The organism is Tabrizicola sp. (assembly GCF_036781545.1).
In the GTDB taxonomy this organism is placed as follows: domain Bacteria; phylum Pseudomonadota; class Alphaproteobacteria; order Rhodobacterales; family Rhodobacteraceae; genus Tabrizicola.
Window position 1 is genome coordinate 1 of record NZ_DAIQAT010000009.1, and the last position, 16,151, is coordinate 16,151.

Sequence of the window (16,151 nt, forward strand, 5' to 3'; positions counted from 1 at the left end):
CCCGCAATCGTGGATAGAAAAAGGAGACTTCCATGAAACGCATCGCACTTGTGCTTGCCCCGTTCGCTCTGGCTTCGGCCGCCTTCGCGCAGGCTACCCTGCCGGATGTGCCGGACACCGATGGCAACGGCAGCTGGTCGCTGGTCGAGCTTCAGGCAGTCTGGACGGATCTGACCGAGGACAGCTTCAAGGCCATCGACACCAATGCCGACGGCAACGTCGATGCGACCGAGTTGCAGGCCGCGCTGGACAGTGGCGCGATCAAGGCGCCGGAAGCCGCCACCAACGGCTGACGCCGCGCCTCGTCGTTCGACTTCGTCTTCTCCTCGGGCCTTGCGCGAGGGGGGGCGAAGTCACCGACGAGCGTTGCTAAAGCCCTGCCGCCAAGCGCGCGGCCTGATCAATCGCGCGCTTGGCATCCAGTTCGGCGGCCACATCCGCCCCGCCGATCAGATGGTGGGGGATGCCGCACCGGTCCAGCTCTGCCGAAAGCTTCCGTTCCGGCTCCTGCCCTGCACACAGCACCACGGCATCGACGGCAAGCAGTTCCAGCTGGTCGCGGTTTGGCCCGTGGCTGATCCACAACCCTTCCGGCACGATCCGCTCGTAGTTCACCCCGCCCTGCATCCGCACCCGTTTCATCGCCAGCGTGGCCCGATGGATCCATCCGGTCGTCTTGCCCAGATGACGCCCCGGCTTTTCCGCCTTGCGCTGCAACAGATGCACTTCCCGTGCCGGCGGCTGCGGCTGCGGCCCCTCGGGGGCTAGCCCGCCGCGGTCCTGCCATGGCGCGCTGACCCCCCATTCCTGCCGCCAGAGACCTGCGTCCAGCGTCGGGCTGACGCCATCCTCCACCAGCGTCTCGGCCACGTCGAAGCCGATCCCGCCCGCACCGACCACCGCCACGCGGCGGCCCACCGGCGCGCCCTTCAGCACGTCGATGTAGGACAGCGCCTTCGCCCCACCCTCGACCGGAATCCCCGGATCGCGCGGCGTGACGCCGGTGGCGATCACCACCTCGTCGAAGCCCTTCAGGTCCTCCACCGTCGCCTCATGCCCCAGTCGCAACGCGATCCCCGGCGCGCGCAGCATCGTGGTGAACCAGTCCACCAGCCCGTGAAACTCCTCCTTCCCCGGCACCCGCTTCGCCAGGTTCAACTGCCCGCCGACTTCGGCTGCCTTGTCGAACAGCGTGACCTGATGCCCCCTTTGACTGGCAACGATGGCGGTCATCATCCCCGCTGGCCCCGCGCCCACCACGGCCACCCGCTTCACCACCTGGGCGGGCGTATAGAGCAGTTCCGTCTCATGGCAGGCGCGCGGGTTGACCAGGCATGAGGTCAGCTTGCCGCTGAACGTATGGTCCAGACAGGCCTGGTTGCAGGCGATGCAGGGCGCGATCTCTGCCGCACGGCCTGACGCCGCCTTGACCATGAACTCGGCATCCGCCAGCCAGGGCCGCGCCATCGACACCATGTCCGCCACGCCCTCGGCCAGTAGCCGCTCTGCCACCTCCGGCCTGTTGATCCGGTTCGAGGTGATCACGGGGATCGAAACCTCCGGCCGCAGCCGCGCCGTCAGATGCGCAAAACCCGCGCGAGGGACCGAGGTGGCAATTGTCGGCACCCGCGCCTCGTGCCAGCCGATCCCGGTGTTCAGCACGGACGCCCCCGCCGCCTCCACCGCCTTTGCCAGTTGCACGACCTCGTCCCAGGTCGAGCCCTCCGGCACCAGGTCGATCAGCGAGATGCGATAGACCAGCACTGCCCCCGGCCCCATCGCCGCGCGCACCCGTCGCACCACCTCGACCGGCAGCCGCATCCGGTTCTCGTAGGGTCCCCCCCAGCGGTCCGTGCGGCGATTGGTATGGGTGACGAGGAACTGGTTCAGGAAATAGCCCTCCGACCCCATCACCTCGACGCCGTCATACCCAGCCTCGATGGCCCGCGCCGCCGCCGTGGCGATATCGGCGATCTGGGTCTCGATCCCCGCCTCGTCCAACGCGAGCGGGGCAAAGGGCGAGATCGGCGATTTCACCGCCGAGGGGGCCACGCAGTCCTTGCCATAGGCATAGCGCCCCGCATGCAGGATCTGCATCGCGATATGCCCGCCCTCGGCATGGACCGCCTCCGTCACCCGCCGGTGGTTGCCGATATCCTCGGCCGAGAACAGCCCCGCCGCGCCAGGAAACACCCCGCCTTCGCGGTTCGGTGCCATGCCCCCGGTCACGATCAGCCCCGCCCCGCCCCGCGCCCGCGCCGCATAGAAGGCCGCGACCCGGCCCCAGTCCCCCGTCTCCTCCAGCCCGGTATGCATCGAACCCATCAGGCTGCGGTTGCGCAGGGTCACGCCGCCCAGAGTGATCGGCGACAGAAGGTGCGGATAGCTGGTCATGGCGGTCTCTCCTCGCCGGGCAGAATGGCGAAGGCCGATCCTGCCGTCATCCGGAACGCGGCGTCACCGGCATCTTTCCTCGGCAGGAAGAGGGACGTGCAGCGGGATGGCCATGCTTTCCCGGCGCCAGCCGCAGACGAAGTTCCTCGCGGGCAATCCCCCGATGGCTTCACTCGAATCCGCCCTACAGCACCACCACTTGCGCGGGGTCCAGAAGCCAGGGCGCGATGATCCCGCAGGTCTCGGCCAGCGGCAGCAGGCTCTCCGGGACCTCCATCCCGATCACGCGGGCCATGAACTCCGCCCGCGCAGCGCAGCGCCGGGCGACGTTCGGGTGCGTCCGCGCCAGCGCCTCACGCAGGGCCGCGTCCGCGATGACATAGCCGTCCTCCATCCGGGTCGATCCCCAGCCCGGATGCGCCGGGATCACGTCCATCTGCATCGCCATGCCCGAGGCCAGCGGAATCTCCGACCCCGGCATGATGGGCGAGGACATCCATTCGTCCAGCCCGATCAGATGGCCGGGGTTCAGCGTGATGCCGAACCGGTCCGGCAGCCGGTCGTCGATCATCGCCCAGACCGCGCCGCCGGTGACGCCCGGCCGCATCATCGCGCACCAGCTGGACATGGCGCGGGCGTAGGGAAAGACGAACTCCTCCAGATACCCCGCCGCTGACGCAGGCAGGTCGCCCTCGCCCCGCGCCATCCAGCCCGCGCGGCAGATGTTCGACCCCCAATGCGCGATGTTGAAGCTGGCGGGCACGCCGCGACAGACCCTGTCGCCCACCGGCCCCGACAGCCCCGGCGTGTCGCCCATGGCAAAGGTCACATGGCAGCCGAGCGGCAGGCCCCCGATCCGCGCCGCCTCGACCGCCGCGAAATCGGTCATCCCCTCCTGAAGAGCAAAGACCATCCGCTTCAGCGCAGAAGCCGCCATGTGGTTGGAAAACTCCAGCCGGGCGATGTCGTCGACGTCGACCCGCGCCCGCAGCCCATGGCCGGGATGCATGAAAAGTGCAGTGGCATTCTCCACCCGCCCCGCCCGCTCGCGCAGCGGATCGGCCAGGAAGGCCGGGATGTCCAGTGCCAGCGCCGGGTCCGCGCCTAGCGGCAGCTCCTCGGCGCCATACCACTTCCAGCCCACCGCGCCGACCCTGGCCCCTGCCGGGATCGCCTCATCCAGCCACTCCCAAAGCCGCCGCGAGCCCCTCGGCTGGCTCGGCAGCGACAGCGAGGCGCAAAGCCCGGTCCGAACCCGTCCCGCCATGACAAGCGGCGACACCACCGTATAGGCCAGACATTCGTTCCCCGCGATCAAGAGCGCATCGCCCTCGGTCACGACCAGCACCGCCTCCTCGAATCGGGGATCGAATCCCGTCAGCCAGTGCAAGTTCGCCGCGTGCTCCCGGTCGCCATAGACCACCAGCGCCTGATACCCGGCCCCGGCCATCGCGCCCCTGACTGCGGCCAGCCGTCCCTCCGCCTCTGCCAGAGTGAAGGTGGGCGGCAGGTCCGGCGTTCCGTTGTCGGGCCAGTCCAGGCGCTGCAATCTGCTCATTCCGGCCTCCTCTCGCTGCTGCAAGACTGGACCAGGACACCTTGGCAAGGCAACGCCCATCACCTTCCTTGCCAATCCTGCCGCCCCCGCCTATATCACCCCGCGAGAGGTTGGCGCGGGCAGGCGCCTCGCCAACCCGGTCAGGTCCGGAAGGAAGCAGCCGTAACGAGCCCCGCTTGGGTCGTTGTCCAGCCTCTCACCCAATCACCCCCTACGGCGCGTGGCGCATCATGGTCGCCTCGGCGCGGTCTGGTCCTGACCGCATTTCGAAGAGGCGCCAGGGCAAGCGCTTGTGGCGCAGGTTGCAGCCCCGTCAAGGCCGGATGTCGACGCAGCCTTCTGCGAATTTCGCGCTGCAATGCGCGATCAGCCGTCGGGTATCGGCGGGCGTCCAACCCTCGGGATTGGTGACCTGCACCCAGGGGCCGATGTAGTCCCGCGCAAAGTAGGTATGGCCGTAACCGGGAGGGGCGCCGAAGGACAGCGCCATGTCCAGTGCCAGCTGGAACTGGGTGACGATCGGCACGAAGACGAAATAGTCGGACATGTCCGCAGCGGCCGGTTCACGCATCCACTGCGGGGCACGCCAAAGCGAGGCCGGATCGTAGAAGACCACCGGGTCGCTGGAATACTGCAGGAAGACGATCCGCATGTTGCCCCATTCCCCCTTCGCCTGCGAGGCATCCGCTGTATGCGAGGCGTAGCGGATCAACGATCCTTCCCCGATCTTGGGCAGAACCCAGGGGCTGCCGGGGTTGCGCTGGTTCTGGACGTAGTTCCAGAACCCGGACGGAAACGGCGGGCCAGCCCAGAAGGCGCCGTCGATCGGGTCGTCCAGCAGGCGGAAAATGTTCGTAGCATGCATCGACGACCAAGCCCCAAGGCTTAGGCCGTGGACATAGAGGCGCGGGCGGCTCTCGCGCGGGAGCGTCTTCCAGTAGCCGTGGACGACGTCCTGCAGGGCTATGGCCTGTTCCAGACCGGCATTGGTTTCCAGAATCAGGGCAAGGGGGGATTGCAGGTAGGAATACTGCACCGCCACGGTCGCGATATCGCCGCCGTGCATGAATTCGACCGGGTCCATGGCGCCGGGGTCCATCCAGCCGGTGCCCGTAGGACTGGCTATGATAAGGACCTTGCGCTCAAAGGCGCCAAGCCGCTGCAGTTCGGCTAGCGCCAGCTCGGCCCGCTCACGCGGGGTGTCGCCATTGGCGCGGCCGACATAGACGCGGATCGGGTTCAGCGCGGGCCGTCCCGTGAAGGCCTGGATGTCTGCGGCATCCGGGCCGGTGGTGATGTAGTCCCGCCCGGGCTCGCCAATCGCCGCCCAGTCGACAAGGGATGCCGCGCTTCCTGTCTTGCGCGGGTCGTCCGGCGGGGGCGGCGCTTTTTCGAAGAGGACTTGCGCGGTCTCGTAGCTTTCGTCGAGGCCCGCCACCACGCTATCCAGGATGCCGTCCCGGGTCACGACAAACAGGATCACCACGACTGCGACGAAGCCCAACACATTCGCCCGCCGGGGGGGCATCACGCGGTAAAGCCGGGACCGGATCAGGCGGAAGAACGAAGCGACCAGTCGGCCCAGCAGGAAGGCAGCGGCGAATATGGTGGCTGCGATCAGGATGATCGTTGCCAGATTCAACGCATCGGCGGGTTCCATTCCCATTTTGGCGCGCAGATCGTTCTGCCACCGCAGGCTGGACCCGAGGACCCAGAAAAACACCGCGCCGAGTCCTGCCGCGGCAATCCAGGTCATGATCTGCGCTGGTCGCCCGGACAGCCGGGGCAGGTCGGCGGCGCGCCAGAGAAGCGCGACGATCTGGCCCGCCAGATAGCCCATCGCCATCATCAGGCCGCCGAGCACGCCCTGAACCTCGGGCCCGCGGGGGATCAGCGACGGGGTCAGCGATGCTGCGAACAACATCAGCCCTATAAGCAGGCAGGGAACCGAGAGCGGCCCGATGATCCGGGCAAGAATGGCCTTGGTCATGCGCCTCTCCAACTCTGCCGTGACGGTCCTGCGAGGTGTTGCCCGGCCTTTTCCACATTGCATATGGTCAAGATGTTATGCCCGGGCTTTCGACTTGCCGACACTGATTTCAGGATCGCGTCAGATTCTCGTCTGAGGGAGCCCGCTAAATGAAGAATGCCCTAGCGCTCAAGGGCCTGGTGCCAGAGAAAGCTGGCACGAATGGGGAAGGCCCGATCTGCAAGTCCAGGGGGCCCATTCCTTTCTGCAATTTCCCGGGTCTTCGGCCAGGAGACCGGCGCGTGTCGGCGAGTGGCTAAGCCACCCGTCGTCCCTGGACCCAGACTCCGCGCACGGCTCCGGCACTTCCAATCCTCGAAACCCGGACGAGGTCGGCCCGTGCCTCCAGGGCGATCTTCCCCCGATCCAGCAGTCCCACGGCCTCGGCGGGGGCTCTGGTGACGGTGGAAACCCCACGGGAGATGTCGCCCCACAGATCGCCCAGCATCAGCGCGGCCGAGAGGAGCGATGACGGCACGTAATCAGAGGAGATGATGTCCAGAAGCTCGGCCTCGGCCAGATCGGCGGCGGCGACATTTCCGGAATGGCTGCCGCCGCGGATGAGGTTGGGCGCCCCCATCATCACCTTGATGCCGTGATCGTTGCAGGCCCGGGCGGCCTCGACGGTCGTGGGGAATTCGGCGAAGTGCACGCCGTGATCTGCCGAGCGGGCGACATGGCTGACGTCGGTGTCGTCATGGCTTGCAAGGACAGCGCCGTAGCGGCGGGCGGCGGAAACGGCGGCGGCTTCGTGGGTGGCGCCATGTTGGGCCGACAGTGCCTTCTGCGTCCCCACATGGGTCTCGAACTCGGCCTCGCTGATGCCGTGCTTGCCCATGACATATTTGCGCAGCTGGGTCAGGTCGCGGAACTGCCGCTCGCCGGGCGTGTGGTCCATCAGGCTCACGATGCCGATCCGGTCTTCGGGACCGAACTTGTCCAGCTCCTCGACCAGGGTCTCGGAACAGACCTCGGCCCTCAGGTGCAGGAAATGGCTGATCTTCAGCGCGCCCTCGGCCCGCAGGTCCAGGATCTCGTCCGCCAGGGCACGGGCATATTCGCCGTAGTTCGCCTTGGCGTTCGACACCACCGACCCCACGCGCAGGGCATCGAAGACCGTGGTGATGCCGACACTGGCCAGTTCCGCATCATGCGCGATGATCGCGGCGGCATGGGGCCAGTCGACCTTGGGCCGGGGCTCGATATGGCGTTCGAGGTTGTCGGTGTGCAATTCGATCAGGCCGGGTATCAGCAGGTCTTCACCGCAATCTTCCGCACCTGCGGGCACGGCCCGGCCTTCCGTAATATCCACGATCCGGCCATCGACGATCCGAATCTGCCCGTGCAAGATTTCCTCCGGCAGAACCAGGGTGGCATTGGCAAGGATGGTTTCGCGGGTCATCTGGTCCTCTGGGGTCTTGCAGTGGGAAATTCGCTGGCACCTGGTGACATGGTCCCGTCACACCGGTGTGACAAAAGCCGTCTACCCCGACCCGCATGGACCAGATGAAGCGCTATGCCGTCTACTATGCCCCACGTGATGGGGTCTTTGCCTACCGCGCCAACGAATGGCTGGGCCGTGAGCCCGGCAATGACCGCGACCTGCCGCAGCCGGTGCTGGCGGGTATTGGCGACCCCCATGCCATCACCGCCGAGCCGCGGCGTTATGGCTTCCACGGGACGCTCCGTGCGCCCTTCCGGCTGGCCGCGGAGGTGACGGAGGCTTCCGTGCGCCACTGTGTGGCCGAGCTTGCCGCGCGCCTTGCACCTGTCACCTGCGAAGGGTTGCAGGTCGAGGTGCTGCACGGCTTCGTCGCGCTGACGCCGGTGGGGTGCGAGGCGGCGCTCCTTGATCTTGGCGCGGCGGTAGTGGAGGCGACGAACGCCCTGCGCGCGCCCTTGAGCGAGGCCGAGATCGCCCGGCGTCGCCCGGATCGGCTTTCCCCCCGCCAGCGTGACCTGTTGGAGCGTTGGGGCTACCCTTTCGTGATGGAGGAGTTCCGCTTCCATCTGACGCTGACCGATCAGTTGGAGGCTCCCGGACCGGTCAGCGCCGCGCTGAAGATGTTCTTCACCCCTGTCCTGCCGCGCCCCTTCGTGATCGACGAGCTGTGTCTTTTCGGCGAAGACCAGTCGGGCCGCTTCCATCTTCTGCATCGCTACGCCCTCACCGGTTGAAGCGCAGCCAGGAGGCGGGCGGTCCCGGTCTCGGGCGTCGCGTCGTTCACCACGGCCTGGAATGCGATCCCCTCGGGCATCTGGAAAGCGGCGCGCGACAGACGGGCGCGGATATCCTCGGGCGTCTCGCGGCCACGAGCGGCAAGACGGGCGGACAGCACGATGTCCGGTGCGGTGACGAGAATCACGCGGAGCAGGGGGAATGTGCGGACGGCCAGAGGCAGGGCCGCCCGGCTACCGTTGAAGATCACGTCCCCGGGGCCGGAGACCTGGTCCTTGGGGATACCATAGGACAGGCCATGCGCCTGCCAGGTCAGGGCAAAATCGCCGCGCGCCTGACGGTGGGCAAAATCCTCCGGGGTGACGCCCTCGAAATCCTCGCCCCCGGCCTCGGTCGGGCGGGTGATGACACGGCGGACGAGGCGGAGGTCGGGCCGGGCGGTCATCGCCCCCCGGATCAGCGTGTCCTTCCCGGCGCCCGAGGGACCGACGATGGCAAAGATCATGCGGCAGCCTCAGGGGTGAAGCTGATGACATCGACCAGCCGGTCGCAGACCCGTGCCCGCGCGCCTTCGTCGTGGAAGATGCCCAGGATCGCTGCGCCGCGTGCCTTGGCTTCTTCGATCAGGGTCAGCACGACCTCCCGATTGGCGGCGTCGAGGCTTGCGGTGGGTTCGTCGAGGAGGAGCGCGGGGTAGGAATGGGCAAAGCCGCGCGCGATGTTGACCCGCTGTTGCTCGCCGCCCGAGAAGGTGGTGGGCGAAAGGGCCCAGAGGCGTTCGGGGATGTTGAGGCGTTCAAGAAGGCTCGCCGCCCGGTCGCGGGCCTCGGTTGCCGGGGTGCCGAGGACAAGGAGGGGCTCGGCCACCACGTCCAGCGTGGGGACACGGGGGACGACGCGCAGGAACTGGCTGACATAGCCAAGGGTATGGCGGCGAAGCGCGATGATCTGGCGCGGCTCGGCGGTGGCGACGTCGGTATCGCCCACGACAAGGCGCCCCCCGGCGGTCAGGTAATTGCCGTAGACCATCCGCATCAGGGTGGATTTGCCCGCACCCGACTGGCCGGTGAGGCCCACGCATTCGCCAGCCGATACGGTTAGCGACGCCCCGGCCATCACCGGGATCACCGCGCCGCCCTGATTGTGCAGGGTGAAGGACTTCGACAGGTTCTCGATACGGATCATGGGTCTACACCTGCAGGACGGAGGACACGAGAAGCTGCGTATAGGCATGCTGCGGATCGTCCAGCACCTGATCGGTCAGGCCCTGCTCCACCACCCGGCCCGACTTCATCACCATCAGCCGGTGCGCCAGAAGCCGCACCACCGCAAGGTCATGGGTCACGATGATCACCGACAGGCCCAGGTCCCGCACCAGCCCGCGCAGAAGGTCCAGAAGCCGCGCCTGCACGCTTACGTCAAGGCCGCCGGTAGGCTCGTCCATGAACACCAGCCGCGGCGAGGTGACGAGGTTCCGCGCGATCTGCAACCGCTGCTGCATCCCGCCCGAGAAGGCCGAGGGGCGGTCATCCACCCGGTCGGCGGCAATCTCGACCCGGCCCAGCCAGTCCACGGCCTTGCCGCGGATCTGCCCATAGTGCCGCGCCCCCACCGCCATCAGCCGCTCGCCCACATTGCCGCCCGCGCTGACGCCCATGCGCAACCCGTCGCGCGGATTCTGGTGGACATAGGCCCAGTCGGTGCGGCCAAGCCGCCGGCGCTCGGTTTCCGACATCGCCAGCACGTCACGGCCGTCGTAGCTGACGCGACCAAGGTCCGCCCGCTGGTGCCCTGCAAGGCAGGACAGCAGCGTCGACTTGCCAGAGCCGCTTTCGCCGACGATGCCCAGCACCTCGCCGGGGTAGAGATCGAAGGACACATCGGCGCAGCCGATCCGCGGCCCATAACGCTTGGTCAGCCCCTCGACCTTCAGCAAGGGCTGGTCGGTGGCAGCCACCTTCTCCATCACCGTCATGCCGCTCCCTCCGGCTCGGGCGCCCAGAGACGCCCCTTCATCCCCCGCGCGCGTCGCCCGGCGCAGTAATCGGTGTCCGAGCAGACGAACATCCGCCCGCCCTGGTCGTCGGTGATGACCTCGTCGAGGTAACTGTTCTTCGCGCCGCAGAGGTCGCAATCATGCGGGGCCTTCGAGGTCTCGAACGGGTGGTCGTCGAAATCGAGGCTCACCGCCCGGGTCCAGGGCGGCAGCGCATAGATCCGCTGCTCGCGCCCTGCGCCGAACAGCTGGATCGCCGGACTGCCCGCAAGCTTCGGGTTGTCGAACTTGGGGATCGGCGAAGGATCCATCACATAGCGCCCCTCGACCTTCACCGGATAGGCATACGAGGTCGCGATCTGGCCGTGCCTTGCGATGTCCTCGTACAGCTTCACATGCATCAGCCCGTATTCCTCCAGCTCGTGCATCTTCCGCGTCTCGGTCTCGCGGGGCTCCAGAAAGCGGAGCGGTTCCGGGATCGGGACCTGATAGACAAGGATCTGTCCCTTGGTCAGCGGCGTCTCGGGGATGCGGTGGCGGGTCTGGATGACCGTGGCCTCTGCCGTCGCCTCGGTCACCGCGACCCCGGCCGTGCGCTGGAAGAAGCGGCGGATCGAGACGGCGTTCGTCGTATCGTCCGCCCCCTGGTCAATGACCTTCAGCCGGTCCTCGGGCACAAGGCAGGCCGCCGTCACCTGCACCCCGCCCGTCCCCCAGCCGTAGGGCATCGGCATTTCGCGGCTGGCGAAGGGCACCTGATAGCCCGGCACCGCGATCCCCTTCAGGATCGCCCGGCGGATCATCCGCTTGGTCTGTTCGTCGAGATAGGCGAAATTGTAGGCCTCGGCTGCAAGATGTCTGGTCATTCCGCCGCCTCCTGCATCGCCCCGGCCTCGGCCCGCAGCTTGCGCACCAGTTCCAGCTCGGCCTGGAAGTCGACGTAATGCGGCAGCTTGATATGTTCGAGGAACCCGGTGGCCTGGATGTTGTCGCAGTGCATCAGGACGAATTCCTCGTCCTGCGCGGGGGCGCCGGTGAAATCCTCGCCCAGCTCCTGCCAGCGTAAGGTCCGGTCCACGAGGCTCATCGCGATGGCCTTGCGCTCGGACTGGCCCATCACCAACCCATAGCCGCGGGTGAACTGCGGCGGCTCGGTCTTCGAGCCCTTGAACTGGTTCACCGTCTCGCATTCGGTCAACTCGATCTCGCCGATCTCGACCGTGAAGCCCAGCTCGGGGATGTCGACCTCGACCGCGACCTTGCCGGTCCGCAACTCACCGACGAAGGCATGGGTCCGGCCATAGCCCCGCTGGGTGGAATAGGCCATCGAGAGCACGAAGCCCTCGTCGCCCCGCGTCAGCGCCTGCAGGCGCAGCGCCCGGTTGGCAGGCAGTTCCATCGGCTCGCGCGTCAGGTCTGGGGGCATCGTCTCGGAGAGCGCCTCTTCTTCGATAAGCCCATCCCGGTTCAGGAAGTCGGTCACATGCGGGACGTGGCTTTCACTTTCAGCGCTGCCTTGTCCCACAGGAGGAGAGGGCACCTTTTCGTTCGGTGTCGTGCCTTCGGCCATCAATGCAAAGTCCAGAAGACGGTGCGTATAGTCGAAGGTCGGCCCCAGCACCTGCCCGCCCGGCAAATCCTTGAAAGTCGCCGAGATGCGCCGGTCCACAGCCATCGCGCCGGTATCCACCGGGCGTGAGGATGCCAGGCGCGGCAGGGTGGTACGGTAGGCGCGGATCAGGAAGACCGCCTCGATCAGGTCGCCACGCGCCTGCTTGATCGCCAGCGCCGCAAGGTCTGGGTCGTAAAGCGAACCCTCGGCCATCACCCGGTTGACCGCCAGCTTCATCTGCTCGCGGATCTGGGGGATCGTCAGCTCCGGCACCGAAGGATCGCCCCGGCGCTCCTCGGCCAGCCACTCATGCGCATTGTCGATGGCGCGTTCGCCACCCTTTACGGCCACATACATCAGATTGCCTCCACGCGGGTGGACCGGGGCAAGCCGGCGATGCGGTCGCCGGCGGTGAAAAGCGTATCGAAGCCCAGGGGGAACAGCGCACGGTTGGCCCGAAAGGCCGCTGTCTCCGGCAGGTTCAGCCAGGTTGCCGTCTCGATCCCCGGGCCGGTCAGGCAGGCGCCGTGGTTCACCAGCCGGTCGCATTCGACGATCAGCGTGACCGAACGGTCGGGATAGTCGGGCTGGCCAATCCGGAAGCGGGAGACTGGCTGCAACGCCCCCCAGGTGCCAACTGCGAAGTCTGCCTCTTCGGCCGTGGCCAGCGGCGCACCGATGTGGAAAGCCACCCAGTCGCGCACAGCGGGGCAGTCGGCCCCGCCCGCAAGGTGCAGGCGCGTTGTCGGGTCAGTAAGGACCAGAAGCGCGACACCCGCCGCGATGGACAGGGGGGCGGGCGGTGTCGCCCCCTCGACCCGCCGGATCGTGCCCGGTCGCGCCATCGCTTCCAGAAGCTCGCGAAAGGCGCGGGCGGACTGGACGGGGGCCTCGGTGAAGCCGCCCTCAAGCACGTCGGCGATCATTTGTCCTCTCCCCGGACCATGGTGAAGAAATCGACCTTGGTGCCTGCGGCCTTCGCAGCACGGGCCGCGCGGGCGGCCCAGGCTTCAGCCTCCAGCGGCTGCAGCACCCGCACCATCAGGTCAGCGGCCTGCCCGGTCTGCATCAACGCATCCACCGCCGCCGCCCGCAGCGCGTGATCCTTGTCGCGGCCCTGCACCCAGGCGTGCCCTGCCTCGCCCGTCTCAAGCCTGACCGAGGCGCGCGTGACCGTCATTTCGCCAAGGTTGAAGGCCGCGCCGGTGGCACCGACACGCCCCCGCACCATCACCGCGCCGATCTCGGGCTGGCGAAGGACGGCATGCGCCGGAAGATCCGGCACAAGCGCAGCCAGCCGGGCTGGCGAAGCCTTGGCAAGCGTGGCCATCCAGGTCTTGCGGGCCAAGGGCGAGGCGTCGGTCATTTTTCATCTCGACAGGTTAAGGGGGTTGTCTAGGATACTAGACAACTATACAAATAATACCTGACGGTGGGCCGTCGGCCAACCGGAGAGTTGTGAATTTTTAGTGACAGGATAAGCTCTTGAAGGAAGCCATCTGGTCCGCCATCGCGGCGGCGCTGACCGAAGAGATCGCGGCGGGTCATTATCGTCCCGGCGACCGGCTGCCCACCGAGGCGGCGCTGGCGGCGCGCTTCGGGGTGAACCGCCACACCGTCCGCCATGCGCTTGCCGCGCTTGCCGAGCGTGGCCTCGTCCACTCCCGGCAAGGTGCTGGGGTCTTCGTGGCGCAGCGGCCGACTGACTATCCGCTGGGTCGGCGAGTCCGCTTCCACCAGAACGTGCTCGCCGCCGGGCAGACCCCCTCGCGCCGGATCAGCCGGACCGAGACGCGCCCCTGCGATCCCGGGGAAGCCCGTATCCTCCGCTTGAAGCCGGGCGATGCGGTGCATGTGGTCGAGGGAATCTCGCTGGCCGACGGGCAACCCATCGCAGTCTTCCGGTCGATCTTCCCCGCCGCCCGGTTTCCGGGTCTGCTGGCCTCGGTCCGCGAGACGGGCTCGATCACCCGTTCCCTCGCAGACGCGGGGCTCACCGACTACACCCGCGCCGAGACGCGGCTGACGGCGCAGCTGGCCGATCCGGTGCTGGCGGTGGGTCTGGCGGTGCGACCGGGGGCCGCTGTGATGCGGACGGTGGCGGTGAACGTGGATCCGGCCGGGACGCCCGTCGAGCTGGGCACGACCTGGTTCGCGGGCGAGCGGGTCACGCTGACGGTGGCGGATCAGCCCTGATATCTCTCCAGGAACGCCTCGGCCTTCAGCGACCGGAAGTCGAGAAGGGCGGCGCGGAGCTGGGCGTGGTTCCAGTCCCACCAGGCGAGCGCCATGAGGCGGTCGGCGATGCCGGGCGCGAAGCGGGGACGGAGGGGTTGGGCCGGGATGCCGGCCATGATCATGTAGGGTGGCACATCCCTGGTCACCACCGCGCCGGAAGCGATGATCGCCCCCGCGCCGATGGTCACCTCGGGTTTGACGATCACTCCATGACCCAGCCAGGTATCCGGGCCGATCACGGTGCGGCGGCCGGCGCGGTGGGCCATGAAATCGGCATCGTCGGCAATGTCGTCCCAGTAGCGGGTCGAGCGGTACAGGAAGTGGTGCAGGCTGGCGTTTTCCATCGGGTGGTCGGTCGGGCCGATCCGGGTCAGCGCGGCGATGTTGGCGAACTTGCCCACCGTGGCGTTGGCGATGTCGGACAGGCGGTCGCAGTAGGCGTAGGCTTCCAAAGTCGAGTTGAGGACGCGGCTGCCTTCGCCCACCTCGGTCCAGGGGCCGAAGGTGGAGTTCACCACCTGGCAGCCGGGATGAATGACCGGGCCATCGGCGGACAGGCGGTGCCCGCGCGCGGGCACTTGATCGGGGTCAATGTTTTCAATGCGTTGCTTCTGGGCATTCATGATCTTTTAACCTTCTGCAGCCCGCCCCATCCCGCCGTCAGCCTTGCGTGCCCTTGATCAGCTTGCGGCGCAGCCAGCCGGAGAGGCTGTCCATCGCCATGACCATCAGGATGATGAGGACCATGTAATAGGCGACTTCCTCCCAGTCCTTCTGCGTGATGATCGCCTGGGTGAGGAGAAGCCCGATGCCGCCGCCGACTATCGCGCCGATCACGGTCGCGCTGCGGGTGTTGGACTCCAGATAGTAGAGGATCTGGCTCAGGAGGACGGGAGTGACCTGGGGGATCACTCCGAACCGGGCGCGCTGCAGGCTGTTCGCGCCGGTGGACTGGATGCCTTCGACCTGTTTCTCGTCGATATTCTCCAGCGCTTCGGAGAAGGTCTTGCCGAAGGTGCCGGTATCGGTGATCGCAATCGCGATGGCGCCGGTCATCGGGCCGGGGCCGAAGGCGCGCGAGAGGATGATGGTCCAGATCAGGCCATCGACACCGCGGATGAAGTCGAAGACCCGGCGGGCGGCGAAGCGCAGGGGGCCGAGGGGATTGAAGTTCCGTGCGGCAAGGAAACCCAGCGGCAGGGCCACCAGCGCGGCGGTCATCGTGCCGAGGAAGGCCATGAGGATCGTCTCGAAAATCGCCCAGGCCACGTCGCCGTGCCGCCACATCTTGTTGGTCCAGAACTGGCTGGCCATGTAGCCGAGGTTCGACCGCGCCGGGTCGATCCGGTCGGCGCTGGTGGCAAGGGTGAACAGCTCGGTCCAGGATTTGCCGTAGAACGGGCTGTCGAGGGTGAAGAACCACAGCTCCCAGCCGGGTTCGTATTTGAAGGTTTCGACCTTCGAGCGGCTGTAGCTGAAGCGACCGTGGTCGGTGGTGGCGCTGACCTTGTTCTCGGAGACGGAGATCCAGTCGGGGATCGGCTGAGGCGCGGTCAGGACGGGCTTGCCGGCGACGGGGTGGATGTCGATGGTGCCGTAGCCGGGAATGACATAGCGCGCGCCCTGATCGTCATAGGTCACGATGTGGCCGTCGCCGAGGTCGATGGCGGTGGTGGTTCCGCTGATCATGACCCAGTCGGGGAGCATGCCGTCGGGGTAGGTGCCCTTGGCCTCGCCCTCAATGGCCACGGTAACGCGGTCGCTGCGGTTGTCGCGGGTGACATGGGTCTTGTACGACCAGAAGTCGCCCAGAAGAATCGCGGCATTGTCGAAGCGGGCACGCTGCATAAGACCGGCGATGTCGAAGCTGATAGCGGCATAGACGAGATAGGCCAGGATCGCGGCGGGGATGGCGAAGGCCATCCGGGTCCGGGACGCAAAGCGGCGGGTCACCGTGTCGGCGAGGCTGGGGGAGAGGGTGGCGGTCATCGGGTCGCCCCTTTGGATGATGGCGTTGGCGCGCCCACCCATCCCTCCCTCACGCGGGGGGAAGGAAGCGAGAGGTGGACACGGGCGCGCGGTAGACGGGCCGGGAGCCTCCGTTCTCCGTTGGTGGGGAGGGGACGGGGGTGGGGGGCTGCGGCG

16 protein-coding genes and 1 other RNA gene are annotated in these 16,151 nt (G+C 67.3%); 4 read left to right on the plus strand and 13 right to left on the minus strand.

Going from position 1 to position 16,151, the window contains the following annotated elements; all coding sequences use genetic code 11:
* The first annotated feature begins 32 nt into the window (after window positions 1–32).
* On the plus strand, window positions 33–293 hold the full coding sequence (locus V7Q39_RS03260) for an EF-hand domain-containing protein (protein ID WP_333814960.1): 261 nt from the start codon (window positions 33–35) through the stop codon (window positions 291–293).
* 76 nt (window positions 294–369) lie between these two features.
* Here the strand turns inward: V7Q39_RS03260 and V7Q39_RS03265 are convergent, their stop codons facing one another.
* Window positions 370–2,394 (minus strand): NADPH-dependent 2,4-dienoyl-CoA reductase, encoded by a 2,025-nt coding sequence (locus V7Q39_RS03265; RefSeq protein WP_333814961.1) that lies wholly within the window; start codon window positions 2,392–2,394, stop codon window positions 370–372.
* A 184-nt stretch (window positions 2,395–2,578) separates the two neighbouring features.
* Window positions 2,579–3,952 (minus strand): hypothetical protein, encoded by a 1,374-nt coding sequence (locus tag V7Q39_RS03270; protein ID WP_333814962.1) that lies wholly within the window; start codon window positions 3,950–3,952, stop codon window positions 2,579–2,581.
* 104 nt (window positions 3,953–4,056) lie between these two features.
* Here V7Q39_RS03270 and ffs point away from each other — a divergent pair.
* Window positions 4,057–4,153, plus strand: an RNA gene (gene ffs, locus V7Q39_RS03275) — signal recognition particle sRNA small type.
* 112 nt (window positions 4,154–4,265) lie between these two features.
* Here ffs and V7Q39_RS03280 read toward each other — a convergent pair.
* Together V7Q39_RS03280 and V7Q39_RS03285 are read right to left on the minus strand one after the other, a co-directional pair.
* Entirely contained in the window at window positions 4,266–5,942 is a 1,677-nt protein-coding gene (locus V7Q39_RS03280) for an alpha/beta hydrolase (RefSeq protein ID WP_333814963.1), read from the minus strand.
* A gap of 295 nt (window positions 5,943–6,237) precedes the next feature.
* Complete coding sequence (locus tag V7Q39_RS03285) at window positions 6,238–7,383, minus strand: alpha-D-ribose 1-methylphosphonate 5-triphosphate diphosphatase (protein ID WP_333814964.1); 1,146 nt, start codon at window positions 7,381–7,383, stop codon at window positions 6,238–6,240.
* 104 nt (window positions 7,384–7,487) lie between these two features.
* Here V7Q39_RS03285 and V7Q39_RS03290 point away from each other — a divergent pair, with 104 nt between their 5' ends.
* The gene (locus tag V7Q39_RS03290) at window positions 7,488–8,159 is read left to right on the plus strand and encodes a DUF1045 domain-containing protein (protein ID WP_333814965.1); all 672 of its coding nucleotides are present in this window, start codon (window positions 7,488–7,490) and stop codon (window positions 8,157–8,159) included.
* On the opposite strand, the gene phnN is transcribed toward V7Q39_RS03290, so the two are convergent.
* From phnN to phnG, 7 genes are read right to left on the minus strand one after another with little or no spacing between them, the layout of a single operon-like run.
* Window positions 8,141–8,665: a phosphonate metabolism protein/1,5-bisphosphokinase (PRPP-forming) PhnN gene (phnN, locus tag V7Q39_RS03295; RefSeq protein WP_333814966.1), complete on the minus strand. Its 525-nt coding sequence runs from the start codon at window positions 8,663–8,665 to the stop codon at window positions 8,141–8,143. The genes V7Q39_RS03290 and phnN overlap by 19 nt on opposite strands.
* Window positions 8,662–9,345, minus strand: a complete 684-nt coding sequence (phnL, locus tag V7Q39_RS03300; RefSeq protein ID WP_333814968.1) for a phosphonate C-P lyase system protein PhnL — start codon at window positions 9,343–9,345, stop codon at window positions 8,662–8,664. Before phnL ends, phnN begins: the two co-directional genes overlap by 4 nt.
* Before the next feature lie 4 nt (window positions 9,346–9,349).
* Entirely contained in the window at window positions 9,350–10,126 is a 777-nt protein-coding gene (gene phnK / locus V7Q39_RS03305; protein ID WP_443082484.1) for a phosphonate C-P lyase system protein PhnK, read from the minus strand.
* 5 nt (window positions 10,127–10,131) lie between these two features.
* Entirely contained in the window at window positions 10,132–11,022 is an 891-nt protein-coding gene (locus tag V7Q39_RS03310; protein ID WP_333814970.1) for an alpha-D-ribose 1-methylphosphonate 5-phosphate C-P-lyase PhnJ, read from the minus strand.
* Complete coding sequence (locus tag V7Q39_RS03315; RefSeq protein WP_333814971.1) at window positions 11,019–12,125, minus strand: carbon-phosphorus lyase complex subunit PhnI; 1,107 nt, start codon at window positions 12,123–12,125, stop codon at window positions 11,019–11,021. The genes V7Q39_RS03310 and V7Q39_RS03315 overlap by 4 nt, the downstream gene beginning before the upstream one ends.
* On the minus strand, window positions 12,125–12,694 hold the full coding sequence (gene phnH, locus V7Q39_RS03320) for a phosphonate C-P lyase system protein PhnH (RefSeq protein ID WP_333814972.1): 570 nt from the start codon (window positions 12,692–12,694) through the stop codon (window positions 12,125–12,127). Before phnH ends, V7Q39_RS03315 begins: the two co-directional genes overlap by 1 nt.
* Entirely contained in the window at window positions 12,691–13,134 is a 444-nt protein-coding gene (phnG, locus tag V7Q39_RS03325) for a phosphonate C-P lyase system protein PhnG (RefSeq protein ID WP_333814973.1), read from the minus strand. Before phnG ends, phnH begins: the two co-directional genes overlap by 4 nt.
* 119 nt (window positions 13,135–13,253) lie before the next feature.
* Between phnG and phnF the strand changes: the two genes are divergently transcribed.
* Window positions 13,254–13,964 (plus strand): phosphonate metabolism transcriptional regulator PhnF, encoded by a 711-nt coding sequence (gene phnF, locus V7Q39_RS03330; RefSeq protein ID WP_333814974.1) that lies wholly within the window; start codon window positions 13,254–13,256, stop codon window positions 13,962–13,964.
* On the opposite strand, the gene V7Q39_RS03335 is transcribed toward phnF, so the two are convergent.
* Both V7Q39_RS03335 and phnE read right to left on the minus strand, forming a co-directional pair.
* Window positions 13,955–14,629 (minus strand): chloramphenicol acetyltransferase, encoded by a 675-nt coding sequence (locus V7Q39_RS03335; protein ID WP_333814975.1) that lies wholly within the window; start codon window positions 14,627–14,629, stop codon window positions 13,955–13,957. The two genes, phnF and V7Q39_RS03335, sit on opposite strands and share 10 nt — an antisense overlap.
* 37 nt (window positions 14,630–14,666) lie before the next feature.
* On the minus strand, window positions 14,667–15,995 hold the full coding sequence (gene phnE, locus V7Q39_RS03340; RefSeq protein WP_333814976.1) for a phosphonate ABC transporter, permease protein PhnE: 1,329 nt from the start codon (window positions 15,993–15,995) through the stop codon (window positions 14,667–14,669).
* Between the last annotated feature and the right edge of the window lie 156 nt (window positions 15,996–16,151).